General features: G+C 62.9%; 17 protein-coding genes. 13 read left to right on the top strand and 4 right to left on the bottom strand.

Annotation, left to right across the window (positions count from 1 at the left end; genetic code table 11):
- Nucleotides 1–13: 13 nt before the first annotated feature.
- Nucleotides 14–1,324, top strand: a complete 1,311-nt coding sequence (gene tgt / locus ACSSVG_RS06380) for a tRNA guanosine(34) transglycosylase Tgt (RefSeq protein ID WP_253466378.1) — start codon at nucleotides 14–16, stop codon at nucleotides 1,322–1,324.
- 15 nt (nucleotides 1,325–1,339) lie between these two features.
- Here the strand turns inward: tgt and ACSSVG_RS06385 are convergent, their stop codons facing one another.
- Nucleotides 1,340–2,050 carry a queuosine precursor transporter gene (locus ACSSVG_RS06385; protein WP_231340610.1) on the bottom strand — a complete coding sequence of 237 codons (711 nt, stop codon included), beginning with the start codon at nucleotides 2,048–2,050 and terminating at the stop codon, nucleotides 1,340–1,342.
- A 516-nt stretch (nucleotides 2,051–2,566) separates the two neighbouring features.
- On the opposite strand from ACSSVG_RS06385, the gene ACSSVG_RS06390 reads away from it, so the two are divergent.
- The 10 genes from ACSSVG_RS06390 (at nucleotide 2,567) to ACSSVG_RS06435 (ending at nucleotide 11,801) form a co-directional block, all read left to right on the top strand.
- Complete coding sequence (locus ACSSVG_RS06390; RefSeq protein ID WP_231343490.1) at nucleotides 2,567–2,965, top strand: helix-turn-helix domain-containing protein; 399 nt, start codon at nucleotides 2,567–2,569, stop codon at nucleotides 2,963–2,965.
- A complete protein-coding gene (locus tag ACSSVG_RS06395; RefSeq protein WP_492417960.1) occupies nucleotides 2,962–3,816 on the top strand; it encodes an IS3 family transposase in 855 nt (284 codons plus the stop codon). Before ACSSVG_RS06390 ends, ACSSVG_RS06395 begins: the two co-directional genes overlap by 4 nt.
- Before the next feature lie 149 nt (nucleotides 3,817–3,965).
- On the top strand, nucleotides 3,966–4,628 hold the full coding sequence (locus ACSSVG_RS06400) for a TetR/AcrR family transcriptional regulator (protein WP_231340611.1): 663 nt from the start codon (nucleotides 3,966–3,968) through the stop codon (nucleotides 4,626–4,628).
- Nucleotides 4,625–5,524, top strand: coding sequence for a TIGR01777 family oxidoreductase (locus ACSSVG_RS06405; protein WP_231340612.1), 900 nt, complete (start codon nucleotides 4,625–4,627; stop codon nucleotides 5,522–5,524). The genes ACSSVG_RS06400 and ACSSVG_RS06405 overlap by 4 nt, the downstream gene beginning before the upstream one ends.
- Nucleotides 5,525–5,605: 81 nt before the next feature.
- Nucleotides 5,606–5,773 carry a hypothetical protein gene (locus ACSSVG_RS06410; protein ID WP_231340613.1) on the top strand — a complete coding sequence of 56 codons (168 nt, stop codon included), beginning with the start codon at nucleotides 5,606–5,608 and terminating at the stop codon, nucleotides 5,771–5,773.
- 545 nt (nucleotides 5,774–6,318) lie between these two features.
- Nucleotides 6,319–7,716, top strand: coding sequence for an MFS transporter (locus tag ACSSVG_RS06415; RefSeq protein ID WP_253466369.1), 1,398 nt, complete (start codon nucleotides 6,319–6,321; stop codon nucleotides 7,714–7,716).
- Between the two features lie 118 nt (nucleotides 7,717–7,834).
- Entirely contained in the window at nucleotides 7,835–8,497 is a 663-nt protein-coding gene (locus ACSSVG_RS06420; RefSeq protein ID WP_492417963.1) for a response regulator transcription factor, read from the top strand.
- On the top strand, nucleotides 8,494–9,906 hold the full coding sequence (locus ACSSVG_RS06425; RefSeq protein WP_492417965.1) for a sensor histidine kinase: 1,413 nt from the start codon (nucleotides 8,494–8,496) through the stop codon (nucleotides 9,904–9,906). Before ACSSVG_RS06420 ends, ACSSVG_RS06425 begins: the two co-directional genes overlap by 4 nt.
- Nucleotides 9,899–10,903 (top strand): TAXI family TRAP transporter solute-binding subunit, encoded by a 1,005-nt coding sequence (locus tag ACSSVG_RS06430; RefSeq protein WP_492417967.1) that lies wholly within the window; start codon nucleotides 9,899–9,901, stop codon nucleotides 10,901–10,903. The genes ACSSVG_RS06425 and ACSSVG_RS06430 overlap by 8 nt, the downstream gene beginning before the upstream one ends.
- Nucleotides 10,904–10,964: 61 nt before the next feature.
- Nucleotides 10,965–11,801, top strand: a complete 837-nt coding sequence (locus ACSSVG_RS06435; RefSeq protein WP_492417969.1) for a hydroxymethylpyrimidine/phosphomethylpyrimidine kinase — start codon at nucleotides 10,965–10,967, stop codon at nucleotides 11,799–11,801.
- A gap of 69 nt (nucleotides 11,802–11,870) precedes the next feature.
- Here ACSSVG_RS06435 and ACSSVG_RS06440 read toward each other — a convergent pair whose 3' ends face one another.
- A complete protein-coding gene (locus tag ACSSVG_RS06440) occupies nucleotides 11,871–12,803 on the bottom strand; it encodes a cytochrome b/b6 domain-containing protein (RefSeq protein WP_231340619.1) in 933 nt (310 codons plus the stop codon).
- Between the two features lie 301 nt (nucleotides 12,804–13,104).
- Between ACSSVG_RS06440 and ACSSVG_RS06445 the strand changes: the two genes are divergently transcribed.
- Nucleotides 13,105–13,743 carry a TetR/AcrR family transcriptional regulator gene (locus ACSSVG_RS06445; RefSeq protein ID WP_492417971.1) on the top strand — a complete coding sequence of 213 codons (639 nt, stop codon included), beginning with the start codon at nucleotides 13,105–13,107 and terminating at the stop codon, nucleotides 13,741–13,743.
- Here ACSSVG_RS06445 and ACSSVG_RS06450 read toward each other — a convergent pair.
- Nucleotides 13,715–15,016, bottom strand: coding sequence for a serpin family protein (locus ACSSVG_RS06450; RefSeq protein ID WP_492417973.1), 1,302 nt, complete (start codon nucleotides 15,014–15,016; stop codon nucleotides 13,715–13,717). The two genes, ACSSVG_RS06445 and ACSSVG_RS06450, sit on opposite strands and share 29 nt — an antisense overlap.
- Before the next feature lie 140 nt (nucleotides 15,017–15,156).
- On the bottom strand, nucleotides 15,157–16,671 hold the full coding sequence (locus ACSSVG_RS06455; protein ID WP_253466350.1) for a helix-turn-helix transcriptional regulator: 1,515 nt from the start codon (nucleotides 16,669–16,671) through the stop codon (nucleotides 15,157–15,159).
- Nucleotides 16,672–16,814: 143 nt separating this feature from the next.
- Between ACSSVG_RS06455 and aceA the strand changes: the two genes are divergently transcribed.
- The gene (gene aceA, locus ACSSVG_RS06460; protein WP_492417974.1) at nucleotides 16,815–18,143 is read left to right on the top strand and encodes an isocitrate lyase; all 1,329 of its coding nucleotides are present in this window, start codon (nucleotides 16,815–16,817) and stop codon (nucleotides 18,141–18,143) included.
- Nucleotides 18,144–18,240: the final 97 nt, after the last annotated feature.

Raw genomic sequence — 18,240 nt, forward strand, 5'->3', positions numbered from 1 at the left:
CACACTTGGTAGCGTGCCAGCTTCCTCATCTGCCCCTGCATCCTCCCCTGCGCTGCCCGGTTTGTCCCACCGGCAATCCGAGTTCTCCTTTTCGGTGGGCAAGCGCCTGACTGAAACGTGCTCGCCGTCGGACGCCCAGGTAGAGGCCAACGGCGGCGCCTTCCTGGGCCGCACCGGAACCATCACCACGCCGCACGGGACCATCCAGACGCCCGCGTTCATCGCCGTCGGGACCAAAGCCACCGTGAAAGCAGTGCTGCCCGAGTCCATCGCGGAACTCGGGGCACAGGCTGTCCTTGCCAACGCCTACCACCTGTACCTGCAGCCCGGGCCCGAAATCCTCGACGCCGCGGGCGGGTTGGGCGCGTTCATGAACTGGTCCGGGCCGACCTTCACGGACTCCGGTGGATTCCAGGTGATGAGCCTGGGCTCGGGGTTCAAGAAGGTCATCGACATGAAGAACGTGGACAGCTCCGGTCCGGATGACGCGGTGGCGCCCGGCAAGGAACGGCTTGCTCACATCGATGATGACGGCGTCTGGTTCAAGTCCCACTTGAACGGTGACCGGCACCGCTTCTCCCCCGAGATCTCCATGCAGGTCCAGCACCAGATCGGCGCGGACATCATGTTCGCCTTCGACGAGCTCACCACGCTGCAGAACTCGCGGGCGTATCAGGAGGAGTCGCTGGAGCGGACACGATTGTGGGCGCTACGGTGCTTGGAGGAGCACGCTTCCCTGACTTCGTCCCGCGTGGGCAAGCCATACCAGGCGCTGTTCGGCGTGATCCAGGGCGCCCAGTACGAGGACCTTCGCCGCAAGGCCTGCCAGGACCTCGGCGCCATGCCCTTTGATGGGTACGGAATCGGCGGGGCGCTGGAGAAGGAAAACCTGGGCACGATTGTGCGCTGGTGCAACGAGGAACTGCCCGAGGACAAGCCCCGGCACCTGCTCGGTATCTCCGAACCGGACGACATCTTCACGGCTATCGAGAACGGCGCCGACACGTTCGACTGCGTCTCCCCCACCCGTGTGGCCCGGAATTCAGCGTTCTACACGCCGTTTGGCCGGTTCAACCTGAGTGGGGCTCGCTATAAAACCGACTTCGGGCCCCTGCAGGATGGATGCGACTGCTACACGTGCGTGAACTATTCACGGGCCTACATCCACCACCTGTTCAAGGCCAAGGAAATGCTCTCGGCAACCCTCATCTCCATCCACAACGAACGCTTCGTGGTGAAGATGGTGGACGATGCCCGACTGGCCATCGAATCCGGGGACTTCTTCGAGTTCAAGGCGGAGACGCTGGGCCGGTACTACTCCTAGTCGCCGAGTTCGAGGCTACGCAGCGACTACCCCGTAGCTGGGCTCGCGCTTCTTGATCCAGCCGACAACCAGCACCGTGACGGGGACGAACAGGAACTCCACTGCGGTCTTGTAGACGAAGCCAACCAGGGCGTAGTTCAGGAACGAGCCGAAGTCCGTGATGCCGATGACCGATGCGGCGATGCTGCAGAAGATCAGGGTGTCCACGAATTCGCCTACCACGGACGAGCCCATCAGGCGTGCCCACAGGGATTTCTCGCCGGTGCGGGCCTTCATCTTCACGAGGATCCATGAGTTGATGGTCTGACCTGCCAGGAAGGCAAGGAGTGAACCAAGGACGATCAGCGGCACCGGCCCAAGGGCCCCCTCGATGGCTGCCTGCTTGGCGGTGCTGTAGTCGTCACTGAAACCAGGCAACACGATGATGATCCAGTAGCAGAGGGAGGCAAAGACCGAGAGGGCAAACGAGGTGATGATGGCCTTGCGCGCCACCTTGAAGCCGTAGACCTCGCTCATCACGTCGCCCAGGATGTAGGCGAGAGGGAACAGGAAGAACCCGCCGTCGGTCAGGATTGGCCCGAGTGCGACGCCCTTGGACGCGCCGATGTTGGACAGGATCAGCACCACGGCCATGACGGCCAGCATGATGCCGAAATACGGGGAACCGATTGAAGCAAAGCGTGGGGCGGGCTTGCTCAAGGTACTGGAGCCTGAGGGCGAGGGCATGGGTCATCCATTTCGTAGTGGTTCGCGCAGGCCCCTTTGTTCAGGGAGCCCCGCTGTATTAGCACTGTGGTTGGTGGGGCATACCGCCCGGCACCGGTTCCATTCTCCCACCTGCCGACGCCCTCTCACCTCCCACGCCGTTTCCCCCGGCGCCCTCTCACCTCCCACGCCGTTTCCCCCGGCGCTCTCTCACCTCCCACGCCCTTTCCCCCGGCGCTCTCTCACCTTTCACGCCCTTTCCCCCGGCGCTCTCTCACCTTTCACGCCCTTTCCCCCGGCGCTCTCTCACCTCCCTGAACTGCTCCCCTGAAGTTGGACTGAGAATTTCAGTTCCGATTTGAGGGGAGCAGTTTTATGTGTTCGCGTAGTTCTTTGTCTGTGGTGCAGCGGGTGTCGGCTGTAGCGTGTTTTGAAAGAGGGCTTGGCTATCGGGCGGCGGCCCGGTACCTTGATGCGCCCCAGGTGCCGGTAAGGGGACTGTATGGGTTATGGAGGATTCATGGGGAAGGAGTCTTGGTGACCAAGGCGCCGAAGTCATACTCTTTCGAGGTCAAACTGGCCTTGGTGCAGCGGTTCCTGGCGGGCGAAACCGGTCCCGACCTGGCCGTTGAAGCGGGCCTGTCTTCACGGCAACTGCTGCAGAAATGGGTCAGAGCGTATCGCTTGGAGGGCGAAGACGGGCTGATGCCAAAACGCAACGGCACGCCAGCGAAGCCGAAGGCCGCACCTTCTGGGGAACCCGTGGCCCTGCCGTCGCGGAAGCCTGGTGCGATGCTGTCCGTGAAGCCCGGGGCGACGCCGCAGGCCCCGGAGGTTTCGGAGCTTGAGCAACTGCGTCGGGAGAACGAACTGTTGCGGGCAGAGGTGGCCTACTTGGGAAAATTGCGGGCCTTGAGGGCGCAGGAACGACGGTGAAGGTTCAAGCCCTCGTTGCCCTCAAGGCTGATTACCCGCTCCCGGTTCTGCTGCGGGCCGCGGGCCTGGCCCGCTCGACGTTCTTCTACCATCAGGCCCGGCTCCTGTCCCCGGACCCGCAGGAAGCACTCAAGAGCGCCATCACGGAGGTTTTCACGACCAACCATGGCCGTTACGGACATCGCCGAATCCACACCGAGCTGACGAAGCAAGGATGGACGGTGGCGAAGAAGACCGTGCTGAAACTGATGCGCGCCCTGGCCTTGCGCTGCAAGATCCGGCGGCGGAAACGCTATAACTCCTACCAAGGCGAGCAGGGGGTGATTGCACCGAACGTGCTGGACCGGAAGTTCGACGCCGACGCTCCGAACCAGAAGTGGGTCACTGATGTCACCGAGTTCCGCGTCGGGGACCGGAAGCTCTACCTCTCACCAGTCATGGACCTTTTCGACCGGCAAATTATTTCGTATTCCATCGGCAACTCACCGAACCTGGAACTAACCAACACCTCACTATCTCAGGCCATCACCTGCCTGGAACCGGGACAAAAACCATTGGTTCACTCGGACCAAGGCTTCCAATACCAGCACGTGTTCTGGCGGCAGCTGCTCACCGAAGCCGGCGCCACCCAGTCAATGTCCCGCAAGGGCAACTGCTACGACAACGCCGTCATGGAGAACTTCTTCGGACATCTCAAGGAAGAACTCTTCCACCACGTCCGGTTCCTCAGCACCGACGCCTTGGCAACAGCACTGCACGAGTACATCCGCTGGTATAACAACGAAAGGATCTCCACCAAACTCGAAGGCCTGAGCCCGGTGCAATACCGGGCCCAGACCCTCGCAGCCTAAAATCCCAATTAGCCAGTCCAACAAACGGGGACCAGTTCATCCCACGTGCTTGAAGCAAACGCTCTCTCACGTACACTTTTGAACACGTTCAGAACTGGTGGCATACTCGTCCTTGAACACGTTCAAAAGTTTCATCGAAGGAGTGCAGCATGGCAGCGAAGAGTGAGCAGACCCGCCAACTGGTAGCCGACATTGCCCTGAGGATGTTCCGTGAGATCGGCTTCGAAAAAACCACCATGCGAGCCATTGCCCAGGAAGCGGGGGTTTCGGTCGGCAACGCCTACTACTACTTCGCTTCCAAGGACGAGCTCGTCCAAGAGCTGTACCTCCAGGTTCAGGACGAACACTCGGTTGTTGCCGCCAAGGCACTCAACGACGTCCAGGATCTCGCTGGCCGCCTGAAGGCAGTGCTTCACACGGGCATCGACGTCATGGCGCCGTACCATCAGTTCGGTTCCGACTTCATCGCGACGGCGATCCGGCCGTCGTCGCCCGTCAACCCGTTTGGCGAGGCGTCCACCGCCGCCCGCGAGGCTTCGCTCGCGATCTTCCGCTCCGCCGTCGAGGGTTCCTCCCCCGCCGTCGCAAAGAAGCTTCGCGGTGATCTGCCAGAGTTGCTGTGGCTGGCCTACATGGGCGTCGCGCTGTTCTGGGTCTACGACAAATCCGAGGGCCAGCGACGCACGCGCAAGCTGATCGACGGGGCCGCGCCTTTGGTGGCTCGCGGCTTGTCGCTGGCTAAGATTCCGGGCGTGAGCAAGGTGTTCGACGACGTCCTGGGACTCGTCCGCAACGTCAAGGAAGACTCATGAGCTCGCAGACAGTGGTGATCGCGGGTGCCACCGGCTTCATCGGCAACTACTTCCGGCAGCGATTCATTGCCGAGGGCTGGCAGGTTCGAACGGTTGGGCGGGACGCGTCGGCCGATGCGCAATGGAACGACGACGGCGCCATCACCAGAGCGCTGAACGGCGCCGAGTTGTTGGTGAACCTCGCCGGACGCTCCGTGAATTGCCGTTACAACGAGCGGCGCCGGCGGGAGATTCTGGACTCCCGGGTTCTCACAACTCGCGCCTTGGGCCGGGCGGTTGCCGCGTGCGCCGAACCGCCCGGGACGTGGATCAATTCCAGCACTGGAACCATCTACCGGCACGCGGAAGACCACCCGCAGTCGGAGGTTTCAGGCGAACTCGGCAGTGGGTTCTCCGTGGATGTCGCCCGTGCTTGGGAGGACGAGTTGGCGGCAGCTGATGTGCCGGGCACCCGCAGAGTGCCCCTGCGCATTGCGATTGTCTTGGGGGCCGGGGGCGTCATGAGCCCTCTCCGGAATCTTGCCCGGCTCGGCTTGGGCGGGCACATGGGACCGGGCACGCAGAAGTTTAGCTGGATCCATGTGGAGGACTTGTTCCGTGTTGTCCTGTTCATCCACGGTCACGGTGAGCTGAGCGGTCCGGTGAATGCGGCGACACCCTACCCCGTAGACAACCGCGAACTGATGTCACTGGTCCGGCAAAGCATGGGCGTCCCGTTCGGAATTCCAACGCCCGCATGGCTCCTCGAGGCCGGCGCTGTCCTGATCCGGACGCAGACAGAACTGGTGCTGAAGAGCCGCTGGGTGGAACCCCGGAAGTTGCTCGATGCGGGCTTCGCGTTCGAGCACCCCTCGCTTGCTGGCGCTCTCAACGAGATCGCCGAGGGGAATCGATGAGCGCGGTCAGTCCCCCGGCAGCCTGCCGATCGGAACGCTGCTAGGCAAGGCACTCCGCGCCGTCCGCAATCAGTGGTGCATGTGGCTGCGTTCGTTGTTGCGGGAACAGCTGCCGGCGCGTTGGTCGGCGCACTTTTCAGCACACTTCCCATTATTGGCTTTTCTGTCTGCACGGCCGTCGCCGCCGGAATCGGCCGGCTATCAATCTGGAAGCTCGTCCGCACCAACGACGAACCCTCTCTCAGCTAATCGGCCGTTCAACCCACCGCTCTCTCACCTCATTGAGAGTTTCAGCGACCCTCCATCACCTATTCGCGCCTTTGGAGGGACGCTCACTCACATGACGCGATGACGACGGCGGTCCAAGGGGTCGCGTCGTTCCCTCGGCCGTCCCCGAAAATTTCGCCATGCCAGCACGGTAACCCCCGAAACCCCCATGAAGTGAGCGAGGGTCCGCCAAAACACGACAGACGGTGAGCGAGGGTCCGCCAAAACACGACAGACGGTGAGCGAGGGTCCGGGGCGAGCGGCCGCCGTCGAGCATTAACGTTCGTGGGCCAGGCCCGCACCCCAACGCAGGCCGAAACCTAAGGAAGTGTTAGGAAATCCCCCGCGAGCTAGGGCTGTGCCGTGCATCACCCCTAGTTTGGAACATGTCCTCTTCACCTTGGAGGGCCTTTCTTAGTCGACGAAGAGCCATGCGCAAGGACGCCATGAGCACCAGCTTCATGGACAGAACGAACTCATGCAAGACACGGCCGCTGCAAAACGCTGCCGTCCAGGAAGGTTCATTGATGAGCACCCAACAAGCTGAAACTCTGAGCGAAGCCGCCCAGACACGCAAGGCCGTGAGCAACATCCTCAAGGGCTCCGCGGGCAACCTCGTGGAGTGGTTCGATGTTTACGTTTACACAGCTTTCGCGGCGTATTTCCAGTCGCACTTCTTCAACTCCTCCGACGACCTTCAGGCCGGCCTCGAGGCGATGGCCGTCTTCTCGACGTCGTTCCTCATGCGCCCGATCGGCAGCTGGTTCTTCGGCCGCTACGCCGACCGCAAGGGCCGCAAAGCTGCCCTGACACTCAGCGTGACCATGATGTCTGCCGGCTCCTTCGCCATCGCCATTCTGCCGACGCAGGACGTTATTGGCCTGTGGGCCCTGATCCTGCTGGTGTTTATCCGCATGATCCAGGGTTTCTCGGTGGGCGGCGAGTACGGCACCAGCGCCACCTACATGTCCGAGGCTGCGACGGCCAAGCGCCGCGGCTTCTTCTCCAGCTTCCAGTACGTCACGCTGATCGGCGGGCAGATGCTGGCCCTCCTGGTACTGGTGATCCTGCAGAACACCATGAGCAAGGAAGACCTGACCGCGTGGGGCTGGCGCATTCCGTTCGCCATTGGCGGCGTGGCGGCGCTGGTCGTGCTCTGGCTTCGCCGATCCATGGAGGAAACCCTCTCTGCTGACCAGCTCCGCGCCGCGCACGTCAAGGTTGAGGGCGAGGCCCAGCCTGGCACTATGAAGCTGCTGTTCACCAAGCACTGGAAGCCGCTGCTCATCTGCATCGGCATCACCCTCGGCGGCACCGTGGCGTTCTACACGTACACCAACTTCATCCTGAAGTTCATGAACGATACGTCCGGCATCGCCAAGACCGATACCTCCGTCATCAACTTCTGGGCGCTGTTCATCTTCATGCTGCTGCAGCCCGTGTACGGCATGCTCTCGGACAAGATCGGCCGGAAGCCGCTGCTGATCTGGTTTGGTGTGACCGGTGTGCTCTTCACGTGGCCGCTGCTCTCCACACTTGCTGGAACCAAGGACCCGTTCGTGGCGTTCCTGTTGATGTTCGGCGGCCTGCTCATGGTTGGTGGCTACACATCCATCAACGCGCTGGTGAAGGCTGAACTGTTCCCGGCATCCATCCGCGCCCTCGGCGTGGGGCTCGGTTACGCGATTGCCAACTCGCTGTTCGGCGGTACGGTGCCGCTGATTGGTGCGGCGTTGCAGAAGTCGGGCCAGGTGGACATGTTCTTCACCTACGTCACGGCCGCGATCTTCATCTCGCTGTTGGTCTACATCTTCGCGCTGAAGAACAAGAAGGCGACGCACTTGGACGCGGAGCAGGGCAACGCTTTCGCGGCGAAGGGCGCCGTGAAGGACGACGACGGCACGAAGGATCGCGTCAACGCCTGACCCAGGTGCCTTGTGAGGCCCGTTCTGCGCACTTTGGATCCTCCGAAGGGCGCAGAGCGGGCCTCACAACGTTAAGCTCTAGTAGCAAACCCGCCCGCGACCCAAAGGAGCAGAGACAGTGCACGTGCTCATCGTCGAGGATGACGACGCCATGGCGTCGGCCTTGAACGCAGCCGTCGCCTCTGCTGGTCACACGCACACCCGGGTATCCCGGGGCGAGGACGCGCTCCTGGCCCACCGGCAGCACGAGGTGATCCTGCTGGACCTTGGCCTTCCGGACTTGGACGGCCTGGAAGTCCTAAGGAAACTCCGGCAGGTCACCCAGATCCCCATCTTGATCCTGACGGCCCGCGATGACGAGAGAAGTGTGGTTCTGGGACTCCGTTCGGGGGCCGATGACTACCTGGTCAAGCCTGTGAAGCTCGTGGAATTGCTCGCCAGGATCGAAGCCGTGACGCGGCGAACCAACCGGTCGGGCCAGCAAGCCCCCCACAACATCGTCCTTGGAGAACTGGAAGTAGACCTCGATCGCCGCGTGGCCGCCATCGGGGAACGGCACCTCGCCCTGACGGCAACAGAGTTCGACCTCCTCAGCCTCCTCGTCAGGAACGCAGGCTCGGTGGTGACCCGCGAGCAGATCCTGGACGCACTCTGGGGCGACGCGTTCCTGGCACATTCGCGCTCCTTGGACGTGCATCTCACCGGGCTGAGGTCCAAGCTCCAACTGCCCGGATTCATCATCAATGTCCGCGGCGTCGGCTATCGCGTTGAGCAACCGTGAAGTTCCGCGTCCTCGGCATCCTGAGCCTGCTGGTGGTGATCATCGTGGTGACGGTCTCCAGCGTGATCCTGACATCGGCCGGCCGCGAGCTCACCCAGGAACTGCAAATCAACCGCGTCGCCGCGCTGAACCGCTTTGCCCAACTGGCCAGCGATGCTGCGGAAGACAACGACACCACTCAACTGCAACGCGAGATGGACCGCTATTCCGAGCTTTACGGTGAGGGGATCCTGATCCGGCTTCAAGAAAAGACAATCCGTTCCGGCGGAATCAGCGCGGACCAGCCCGAGGCCCGGGACGCACTCAACCGGGCCAGCCTCAACCTCAGCGACACCACACTCAACCCCATCCGAGCTTTCGGAACCGGCAACGACATCATCTCGCGGTCCTTCGGTACCGCCAGCCAGGTACTCGGCGAGGTGGTCCTTGAAGTGGACCTCGACGCGGCCCGGCAGAAGCTACGGGAGCGGTGGCTCGTCGTCGGGCTTGCAGCTGTGGCGCTGGGTGCGCTGCTTCTGTTGGCGGCATTACGCATCACCGGCTGGGTCCTTCGCCCGGTCCACAGACTGAGCAAGGCAGTCCACGAACTGGAAACCACCGGCAAAACCAGCCAGCTTCCCGAGGCAGGGCCGCCGGAACTGCGCGAGCTCAGCCGCTCCTTCACGGCCATGGCCGATACCCTGACGGAAAGTATGGAGTCCCAGCGCCGGCTCATCGCCGATACCTCGCACCAGCTCCGGAACCCCGTTGGCGCGCTGCGCTTGCGGATCGATTTGCTGCAGCTGGAGCTGAAAAGTGAGCCGGGGCAAGATGCGGCGGCCGGCGTTGTCGCGGAACTTGAGCGAGTGGAGGAAATGCTCGACGGCGTGCTGAAGCTGGCTGCGGCGGAACACCGCGCCTTCGAGGGGTCTGCCCGCGCGGATGAAGCAGACCATCAGCGTTTGGCCGTCATCGATCCCTTCCCAGTCCTGCAGGGCGAAGTCGAGCGGGCGGCACCGGCTGCCAGACAGGCCGGATCACAGCTGACGTTGGAAGACCCGACGTCCGAAAGCCACATCGTGTGCGACCCCGACGAACTCGCCCACATGGTGGGTGAACTCCTCACGAACGCCATAAAGTACGCACCCGGCTCCCGCATCACGGTGGCGACCCAACCGACGCAAGGAGGTACCGCCGTCGTGATTTCCGACGACGGTCCCGGCCTCCCAGCCGAACAGCGCGCTGCGTCCACCACCAGGTTCTGGCGGGCGCCGCATCATGGCAAGATCCCCGGCAACGGCTTGGGCATGACCATCGTGGAGCGGCTGGCGCAGGCCAATGGTGGGCGGCTAGTCCTTGAGCCGCACGAGCCCCACGGCCTGACAGCACGCCTCGAGTTCGTGAAACCGGAGGAGGACACACATGCCTGATTCCCCCGTGTTCTCCCGGCGAAGCGTCCTCAAAGCCGCCGTCGCCACGGGCTTGGGCGGCAGCCTGCTCGCGTCGACCACCGCCTGCACGCCGGAGGAACAACCAAAAGAACTCACGGTTGCCGGTGGCGAATCCGGGGGTTTCTACCTGGAGTTCGCCACCCTGCTCGCGGCCTTGCTGCAGCGCAAAGGCGTGGCCGCAAACGCCGTCGCGCTGACCACCGGCGGGAGCCTTGAAAACATTCAGCGGGTTGTGTCCGGCGAGGCGACCTTCGCCGTCGCGCTGGCCGATGCAGCAGCGCAGGCCGTTGCAGCAGCGCAGGCCGCAGCGCCCGCCGGGAAGCCAGCACAGCCCGGAGACCTTGTTGCGATCGGCAAGGTGTACCAGAACTACGTTCACTGCATCGTGCGGGAGGACAGCGGGCTACGGACCCTCGCGGACCTCGCCGGGAAGACTGCGGGCGTGGGTGAAGTGGGCTCGGGGACCACGTTGACCGCTGGACGGATCATCACAGCGGCGGGACTTTCTGAACCACCCCGCACCGTGAAGCAGGTGAATCTCGGCTTGAACCAGGCCCTGGCCGCCTTGCGGGAGGGTTCCATTGACGTGATGATCCAGTCCGGAGGTGTCCCGACGGCACCCATCGCTGCGGCAGCCCAGGAAATCGGCGTGCGTCTCCTCGACATTTCCGAGTTCATCCCCGCAACACGGGCGCAGTCGGGATTCTTCTATGATCGTGTCCTGATCCCGGCCAACAACTACGGCAACGCTCCCGCCGTGTGGACCATCGGCGTCGCGAACCTGCTCCTGTGCCGCAGGGATCTGGCCGACCATGTTGTTCGGCAGACGGTGGAGTTGCTGGTGGACCAGGCCCAGGATCTGGTTCCGACGTCGAGCACCGGAGTGCAGTTCCTCAGCCCCGAAACCCTCATCAACACCGCGGGTATCCCGCTGCATCCGGCCGCGGAAGCTGCTTACAGGGCGCTGCACGGCTAGGCCTCGCGAGTGTCGGGGGCCTGAATCGGCGTACGGCCGGGCAACTGGCAAAATGGAAACCATGACTTCAGCCGTTGCCCCTGCCATCGCCCTGACCATCGCCGGTTCCGAAGCGACCGGTGGCGCCGGCGCGCAGGCCGATCTCAAGACCTTCCAGGAACTCGGAGTGTTCGGCATCGCGAACCTCACCTGCATTGTTTCCTTCAACCCGAAGGACAACTGGAACCACCGCTTTGTGCCGGTGGACCAGCAGGTTATTGCAGACCAATTGGAAGCCACGACGGCGGCCTATGGTGCCGCTTCCGGCGCACCTTCGGTGTTGGACACGGTGAAGATCGGCATGCTCGGAAGCCCGGCAACCATCAGCACCGTGGAGAAGGCACTCACTGATGCTTCGTTCACCAATGTGGTCCTGGACCCTGTCCTGATCTGCAAGGGCCAGGAACCGGGCCACGCCTTGGACACCGATCAGGCCCTGAAAGCCCAGATCCTGCCGCTGGCAACGTTTGTCACACCGAACCACTTCGAGGCCGAGTCGCTGTCCGGGCTCACCATTACAGACGAAGAATCGCTCAAGGCCGCGGCGATCCGCATCCACGAGATCAGCGGCGCAGCAGTCCTCGCCAAGGGCGGGGTGCGGCTGGAAGGCCCGGACGCCGTCGACGTCTACTACGACGGCGAAACGCTGGAAGTCCTTCGCGCTCCGAAGGTTGGCGAAGTGGCTGTGTCCGGTGCTGGCTGCTCCCTTGCTGCAGCTGTGACCGCCGAACTCGCCAAGGGCGCGACGCCCCTTGAAGCTGCACGGACGGCCAAGGCTTTCGTGACTGCCGGCATCAAGAACCGGGTGTCCTCCGGCGCTCCTTTTGATGCCCTGTGGCAGGGCGGGGCTCTGTCCTAGCCTCTCTCGATACAGACAAAAGCAGCCGCCCCGGAAACGCTTCCGAGGCGGCTGCTTTTTTCGTGCGGGTTAGCGCGAGACCTTACCCATGAGCGACGCGATCGGGCGCAGGAACAGCGGCCGGGCGAGGAACCAGGCGGCCGCAGTGAACACGATGGAAGCTGCGAAGATGCCGAAGCCCCACCAGCTGTTGTTGTCGTCGTTGGATGCGTACATGTGGTTGAGGTTCCTCAGCGCACCAGTGGCCAGCACCAGGGTCACGTGGACTATCACGAACGCGACGAAGTAGATCATCACCGGGAAGTGGATCTTGCGGGCCAGTTCGATCGGGTAGAACTTATTGATCGCGGCCTTCTTGGGCCACGCCCCGGACATCCGGATACCCGTGATGATGGCCAGCGGGGCGGCGATGAAGACCGTGATGAAGTAGGTCAGGAGCTGAAGACTGTTGTAGTTGTTCCAACCATTTTCAACGGGCCAGTTCAGGGACGCGTACTGCAGGCCGGCGGAGACAGCGTTCGGGAAGACGTCCCAGGTGGTGGGGACGATCCGCAACCATTGGCCGGTGGCGAAGAGCAGCACGATGAAGATGATGCCGTTGAGGACCCAGAGCGCGTCCAGCGTCAGGTGGAACCAGAGGTCCAGGCTGATCTTGGTGGGCGGGTTCTTGGTCTTGATGAAGCCCTTGTTGTTCCGGGTCCAGTTGGCGGCCGGGCGGGTGGTGGTCCGCACCTGCCAGCCGGAACGGATGATCAGCACGATGAAGAACATGTTGAGGAAGTGTTGCCAGCCCAGCCAGGCGGGGAAGCCGGTGGGAGTGCCTTCAGGAATGGCTGAGTGCCCGGGGTAGTCGGTGAGGAACTGCTGCACCGGCTGAAGGGTCCGGAGCCATTGCGCAACGAGCACCAGGATCAGTGCCACCACCAAAGCTCCTGCGGTGACGGCGACGGGTTTGAACCACCTGTTCGACGTGATCCCGGACGACTTGCTTGAAACGGACATCAGGCCGCGTTCCTCTCTGGCTTGTTTGGCTGCGACCAGTTGGCGCTATATAGCGATTCAACCAGTTGCAGCCCGACGGTGAAAACGGCACCCGGGTTTCGGGGCGTCCGACGTCAAAAATCGCAGCATTCGGATACATGCCGCAATACATATTTCTAGAACAGACTTCCAGAATTATTTCCCCTTGATCTTGGGCCAGTCAAGGCTTCTTGCTGGCTATGTGGATTAATTGGAAGGTAGGATTCCAAAAAATGACAGGTCGACACTCCGGTCTTCGTTCTGCCGATGAGAGGAGCCCGAAATGGTTCGGAAAACATCCGAAGTGGCCAGTACCGCGGGCTCCTGGCAGTGGACGCGAACAGCTGCCACCCGACGCAATCTGCTGGATGCGGCCACCGAAGTGTTCGTGGAACACGGCTTTACCGACGCGAGCATCTCGGACATCGTGACCCGCGCCGGATCCAGTGTCGGCAGCCTCTACCACCACTTCGGCGGGAAGACCGAGCTCTTCCTCGCGTTGTGGGGCGACTACCAAAACGAACATGAAAGGCTCGTAGCCGCGGCTGTGGCCAAAGCACGGAAGGCCGGTGAGAACAATCCCATGGCCCTGTTCAACGTAGGCAGCCGCAGCTATTTCGACTACACCTGGAAACACCGGGACTTGGAGCGGGTTTTCATTGAGGGGGACACTCCCCCGGGCTTCGAAGTCCTGCGGCGGGAGCGCGGACGCGAATGGGTCCGGCAGAACTCCGTACTCCTGGGCGCCAGCGACGACACTCTGGGCCGGCTCACCATTGCAGTGATCACGGACATCGTGACGGTGTCCGGGCAGGAAGTGGCCCTGAGCGCCTCTAAGCGCGAGGCCGACGAGGTTGTGGACGCCGCTGCTGTGCTGGTGCAGCGCCTGGCAGCTAACGCGGGTCCGCCACCCACCCTGTGAACAGCGGCATGCCGGTCTCCACATGCACGATCTCGTAGTGGAACGGGTGGTCGAGGATGATCTGCCGTTCGGGGATGAAGGCACTTGAGGCCTCGGCGTTGACTTGGGTCACGGCAGAGGCGATGGTCCCCTTCTCGGCGACCGTGATGTTGGCTGCCTGGGCCGCTTGCGTCAGCTTCATGCCCTGCTGGATCGCGTCGAAATCCTTGTCCGTCGCCAGTGTCTCGTTGAGCCCGAGGGTTTCGAACACCTCCCTCAGCTCGAACGTGGTTTTGTGGTCCCACTTGGGCAGACTAATCTGCACCATGCCAGGCTCTGCCCCGGAAAGCTGCTCCGCCACATCTCCAAGCACCTCCGCGGAAACCGTAGCCGAGCCGGACGAACCCGACGCACCGCCGTCGGGCAGCACCAGCCGCATGACGAAACCCTCTGCGTAAGGCAGGTCCACAGCCTTCCAGCCGGGAGCTTCGGCGTAGGCCATGCTGGTGCCTGTGTGCATGGTTGGCACGTTGATCACTTCACCGTCGGCCTTGGTGAAGGGGCGGTCTGATGTGTCGTTGGCGTCGAAAGGTGTTTGCCAGGCGGCGGCGAAGTAGAGTGCGTTGAGCAGGCTGAAGGTGTTGTCGCGGCTGTATTTCGCAGGCGCTTCCTTGATGCGGCCCCCGGTATTTTTACTGACCCACTGGTCGATTGCCGGTTTGGTCACGGCCTCATCCTGGAACGATACCGGGTACACCCCCGTGCCGAAATGCTTGGCGAGCGTGGCCAGATAGCCCTCGCCCGTGGGCACGCCTTTATCGACGAACAGCCCGTTGGCAGCGTGCATCACCGGTGTGCGCGGCGGGTTCTCCTCGTCCACCGAGCCGGGGTCGCCGTCGAACTTTTCAAGGGAGGCCAGGAGCGCGTTCATTGCTTCGTCGCGCCCCTCGGCGGGCAGGCCGAGGACGGCGTCCATCTCCGCCGCCGTAGGCCCGCTGGCTCCCGCCCGAAGCATGCTCAGTGCGATCAGCAAACTTGACGGGGATGACACCACATTGCCGTTCGTCGCGTCGCCGCCGTCAGCCAACAGCGCGGCGCCGAGCTTCCGCGCGGAGACGTTGAAGGCTTCAAGTTGCGCCGAATAGTCCGCTGTTTGGACCGAAACGCGAGTCACGCCGTCGGCGGTTAGGAGCCCGACGTCGGCTGGTGGGGGCGCGCAGGCACTGATGGTCGCGGAGCTGGTGGCCAATGCGGCTGCCGCGAGTAGCGTCGTCGCCTTGCGGACTCGGTTCATGGCGGATCCCCCTGCTTGGTGTTGTCCTCACATCGTGCCCCTTTTGACGTGGAAACTCACGGGAGGTGAGAGAAGGATCGCCAAATGTTGCCGGAAGGTGATGGAGCGTCACGCTTAAGCACGCGGAAGGTGATGGAGCGTCAGCGCTCGGAGTGGGCTGCCAGGAAGGAGTACACCTCGGTCTCGTCCACGCCGGGGAACGCCCCGGGAGGCATGGCGGCCAGCAGATGCGAATGGGCCCGCGCGGAGGGCCAGGCGTTCCCGGCCCACTCGTTCGCCAAAGATGCCGGGGGCCGCTTGCAGCAGTTGGGATCCGGGCAGTTGGACGTTGCGCGTGCGGTGGTCTCCCGGCCGCGGAACCACTTCACATGCTGGTACGGCACGCCGATGCTGAGCGAAAACTCACCCGCTGCAGACCGCTCGGTGCGGGCTGTGCACCAGTACGTGCCCGACGGCGTGTCCGTGTACTGGCTGTAGGCGCTGAACTTGTCCGGCACGTCGAACACAGCACGTGAGGTCCACGCCTTGCACGACGGCTGGCCCTCGATGGCCCCGGTGTGGTCCTGCGGGAACGTCACGCCGTCGTTCTCGTAGGCCTTGTAGATGATGCCGGACTGGTGCGTCTTCTGGAAGTGCGTGGTGATGCCCAGGTGCTTGGTGGCGAGGTTGGTGAAGCGGTGCGCAGCCGTTTCGTAGGACACGGCGAAAGCGTCCCGGATGTCCTCCACAGCGATTTCCTTAGCCGCCTTGGCCTTTTGCAGGAAGTCCACCGTTGCCTGTTCCGGAAGCAACAACGCCGCAGCAAAGTAGTTGGTGGCAACCCTCTGTGCCAGGAAATCCCCGTAGTTCCGCGGAGTTTCATGCCCCAGGACGTAGTGGCCCAAAGCCTGCAGGAGCACCGAGCGGGGATCGTGATCCTGCCGTTGGTTCTGCGTGAGATAAATTCTGTGGTTCTTCAAGTCCGTCACAGACCGTGTGGAGTGCGGCAAATCGCCCACATGATGCAGGCTGAAGCCGAGGTTCTCAGCGATGTCAGCAATGACGTGCTGGCTCAGCGGGCCCGCGGTGTAGCCGACCCCCTTGAGGACCTTCTGCGCCTCGGCCTCATACTCGGGGAAATAGTTACCGCGCTCGCGCATCATGGCACGCAACTCGCCGTTCGCGCGGCGGGCTTCTTCCGGCGTCGCCACCTGCTCGTTGAGTTTGCGTTCGAGCTCCTGAAGCAGCCCCACCTGCGACTCCAGCACATCGAGCGGAAGCCTCGAGCTGATGCGGATTCTGGGCAGGTTCAACGACTCGTACAGCGGTCCGCGTTGGTACCGTTCGAGCTCGATTTCCAAGGCCGCCCTGCGGCTCGGCGGCTCCGCTCCCAGCAGCTGATCGATGCTGACGTTCAGTGACGCAGCGAGCTGCTGAAGGAGCCCCAGTTTTGGTTCGCGCTTGCCGTTTTCGATCAGGCTCAGCTGGCTCGGTGCGGTCCCGACGGCGGCACTCAAGTCGTCCAGCGTCAGTCCGGCCTGCTTGCGCAGGTGCCGCACGCGGCGGCCAAGGCTGATGACGTCCAGTTCAGGGGACGCAGGCGACAACGACGGTGATGCGACTTCACGATTCCAGCTCACAGGCGACATTTCTTGAGAATACGCGAAGAAGTGCATTTCTTTCCATAGTTTTCCTCTAGCAACCCTCTTGGAAGTGCAGAAAAGTAGGACTTACGAAAAAGAAATACAGACCCGGGTAAGCCGGCCGATGCAGCAAAGGCGCAGCGGAGGCCGGCCCGGGCACCACCTAGGAGATCAAGATGACCGCTTCATTTGAACCAGCAGAATCTTCCGCTCAGGAAACGGCAAGCGAGCAGGCCGCAGCGCTGGAACTTGAATGGTCCGCCAACCCGCGGTGGGAAGGCGTCACCCGTGATTACTCGGCCACCGACGTCGTCCGCCTTCGCGGTCGCGTCTCCGAAGAGCACACCCTGGCCCGCCGCGGTTCGGAGAAGCTCTGGAAGCAGCTCACTGAGGAAGCTCCCACCGGCGGCTACACCAACGCCCTCGGAGCCCTGACCGGTAACCAGGCAGTGCAGCAGGTCAAGGCCGGCCTCCGTGCCATTTATCTCTCCGGCTGGCAGGTGGCCGCAGACGCCAACCTGTCGGGCCAGACCTACCCGGACCAGTCCCTGTACCCGGCCAACTCGGTGCCCCAGGTTGTCCGCCGCATCAACAACGCCCTGCTCCGTGCAGACCAGATCGAATACGCCGAGGGCGTCAAGACCGTTGAAGACTGGCTGGTCCCGATCGTCGCCGACGCAGAAGCCGGCTTCGGTGGCCCGCTGAACGCCTACGAGCTCATGAAATCCATGATCACCGCTGGCGCCTCGGGCGTTCACTGGGAAGACCAGCTCGCTTCCGAAAAGAAGTGCGGCCACCTGGGCGGCAAGGTCCTGATCCCCACCCAGCAGCACATCCGGACCCTGAACGCCGCACGTCTGGCAGCCGACGTCGCCGATACTCCCACGGTGGTCATTGCCCGCACGGACGCCGAAGCAGCAACCCTGATCACCTCAGACGTTGACGAGCGCGACCAGGAATTCACCACTGGCGAGCGCACTGCCGAGGGCTTCTACAAGGTCCGCAACGGAATCGAACCCTGCATCGCCCGGGCCAAGGCCTACGCACCGTACTCCGACCTCATCTGGATGGAGACCGGAACCCCGGACCTGGAACTGGCCCGCAAGTTCGCCGAATCGGTCAAGGCCGAGTTCCCGGACCAGATGCTCTCCTACAACTGCTCCCCGTCCTTCAACTGGCGCAAGCACCTGGACGACACCACCATCGCCAAGTTCCAGCGTGAACTCGGCGCCATGGGCTTCACGTTCCAGTTCATCACCCTGGCCGGCTTCCACGCCCTGAACTACTCGATGTTCGATCTCGCCCACGGCTACGCCCGTGAAGGCATGAGCGCCTACGTCGAGCTCCAGGAAAAGGAATTCGCCTCCGAGTCCCGCGGCTACACCGCCACCAAGCACCAGCGCGAAGTCGGCACCGGCTACTTCGACGACATCGCAACCGCGCTCAACCCGAACGCATCCACCCTCGCACTGGTCGGATCGACCGAAGAGGGCCAATTCCACTAACCACAGACGACGGCCGAGCTCTGCTGCCGGTTGTCACCTCCGGCCTACGGACCGGCAACGCTCTGCCTGCTATCCCCATACCCGGCCTTTGACCTCG

This window comes from Paenarthrobacter sp. E2MeOHC11 (assembly GCF_058744955.1).

Coding starts and splice junctions, on each gene's coding strand:
- ACSSVG_RS06385 (WP_231340610.1), bottom strand. CDS start 2,050: ATGCCCTCGCCCTCAGGCTCCAGTACCTTGAGCAAGCCCGCCCCACGC.
- ACSSVG_RS06400 (WP_231340611.1), top strand. CDS start 3,966: ATGGCAGCGAAGAGTGAGCAGACCCGCCAACTGGTAGCCGACATTGCC.
- ACSSVG_RS06405 (WP_231340612.1), top strand. CDS start 4,625: ATGAGCTCGCAGACAGTGGTGATCGCGGGTGCCACCGGCTTCATCGGC.
- ACSSVG_RS06415 (WP_253466369.1), top strand. CDS start 6,319: ATGAGCACCCAACAAGCTGAAACTCTGAGCGAAGCCGCCCAGACACGC.
- ACSSVG_RS06430 (WP_492417967.1), top strand. CDS start 9,899: ATGCCTGATTCCCCCGTGTTCTCCCGGCGAAGCGTCCTCAAAGCCGCC.
- ACSSVG_RS06435 (WP_492417969.1), top strand. CDS start 10,965: ATGACTTCAGCCGTTGCCCCTGCCATCGCCCTGACCATCGCCGGTTCC.
- ACSSVG_RS06440 (WP_231340619.1), bottom strand. CDS start 12,803: ATGTCCGTTTCAAGCAAGTCGTCCGGGATCACGTCGAACAGGTGGTTC.
- ACSSVG_RS06445 (WP_492417971.1), top strand. CDS start 13,105: ATGGTTCGGAAAACATCCGAAGTGGCCAGTACCGCGGGCTCCTGGCAG.
- ACSSVG_RS06450 (WP_492417973.1), bottom strand. CDS start 15,016: ATGAACCGAGTCCGCAAGGCGACGACGCTACTCGCGGCAGCCGCATTG.
- ACSSVG_RS06455 (WP_253466350.1), bottom strand. CDS start 16,671: ATGCACTTCTTCGCGTATTCTCAAGAAATGTCGCCTGTGAGCTGGAAT.
- aceA (WP_492417974.1), top strand. CDS start 16,815: ATGACCGCTTCATTTGAACCAGCAGAATCTTCCGCTCAGGAAACGGCA.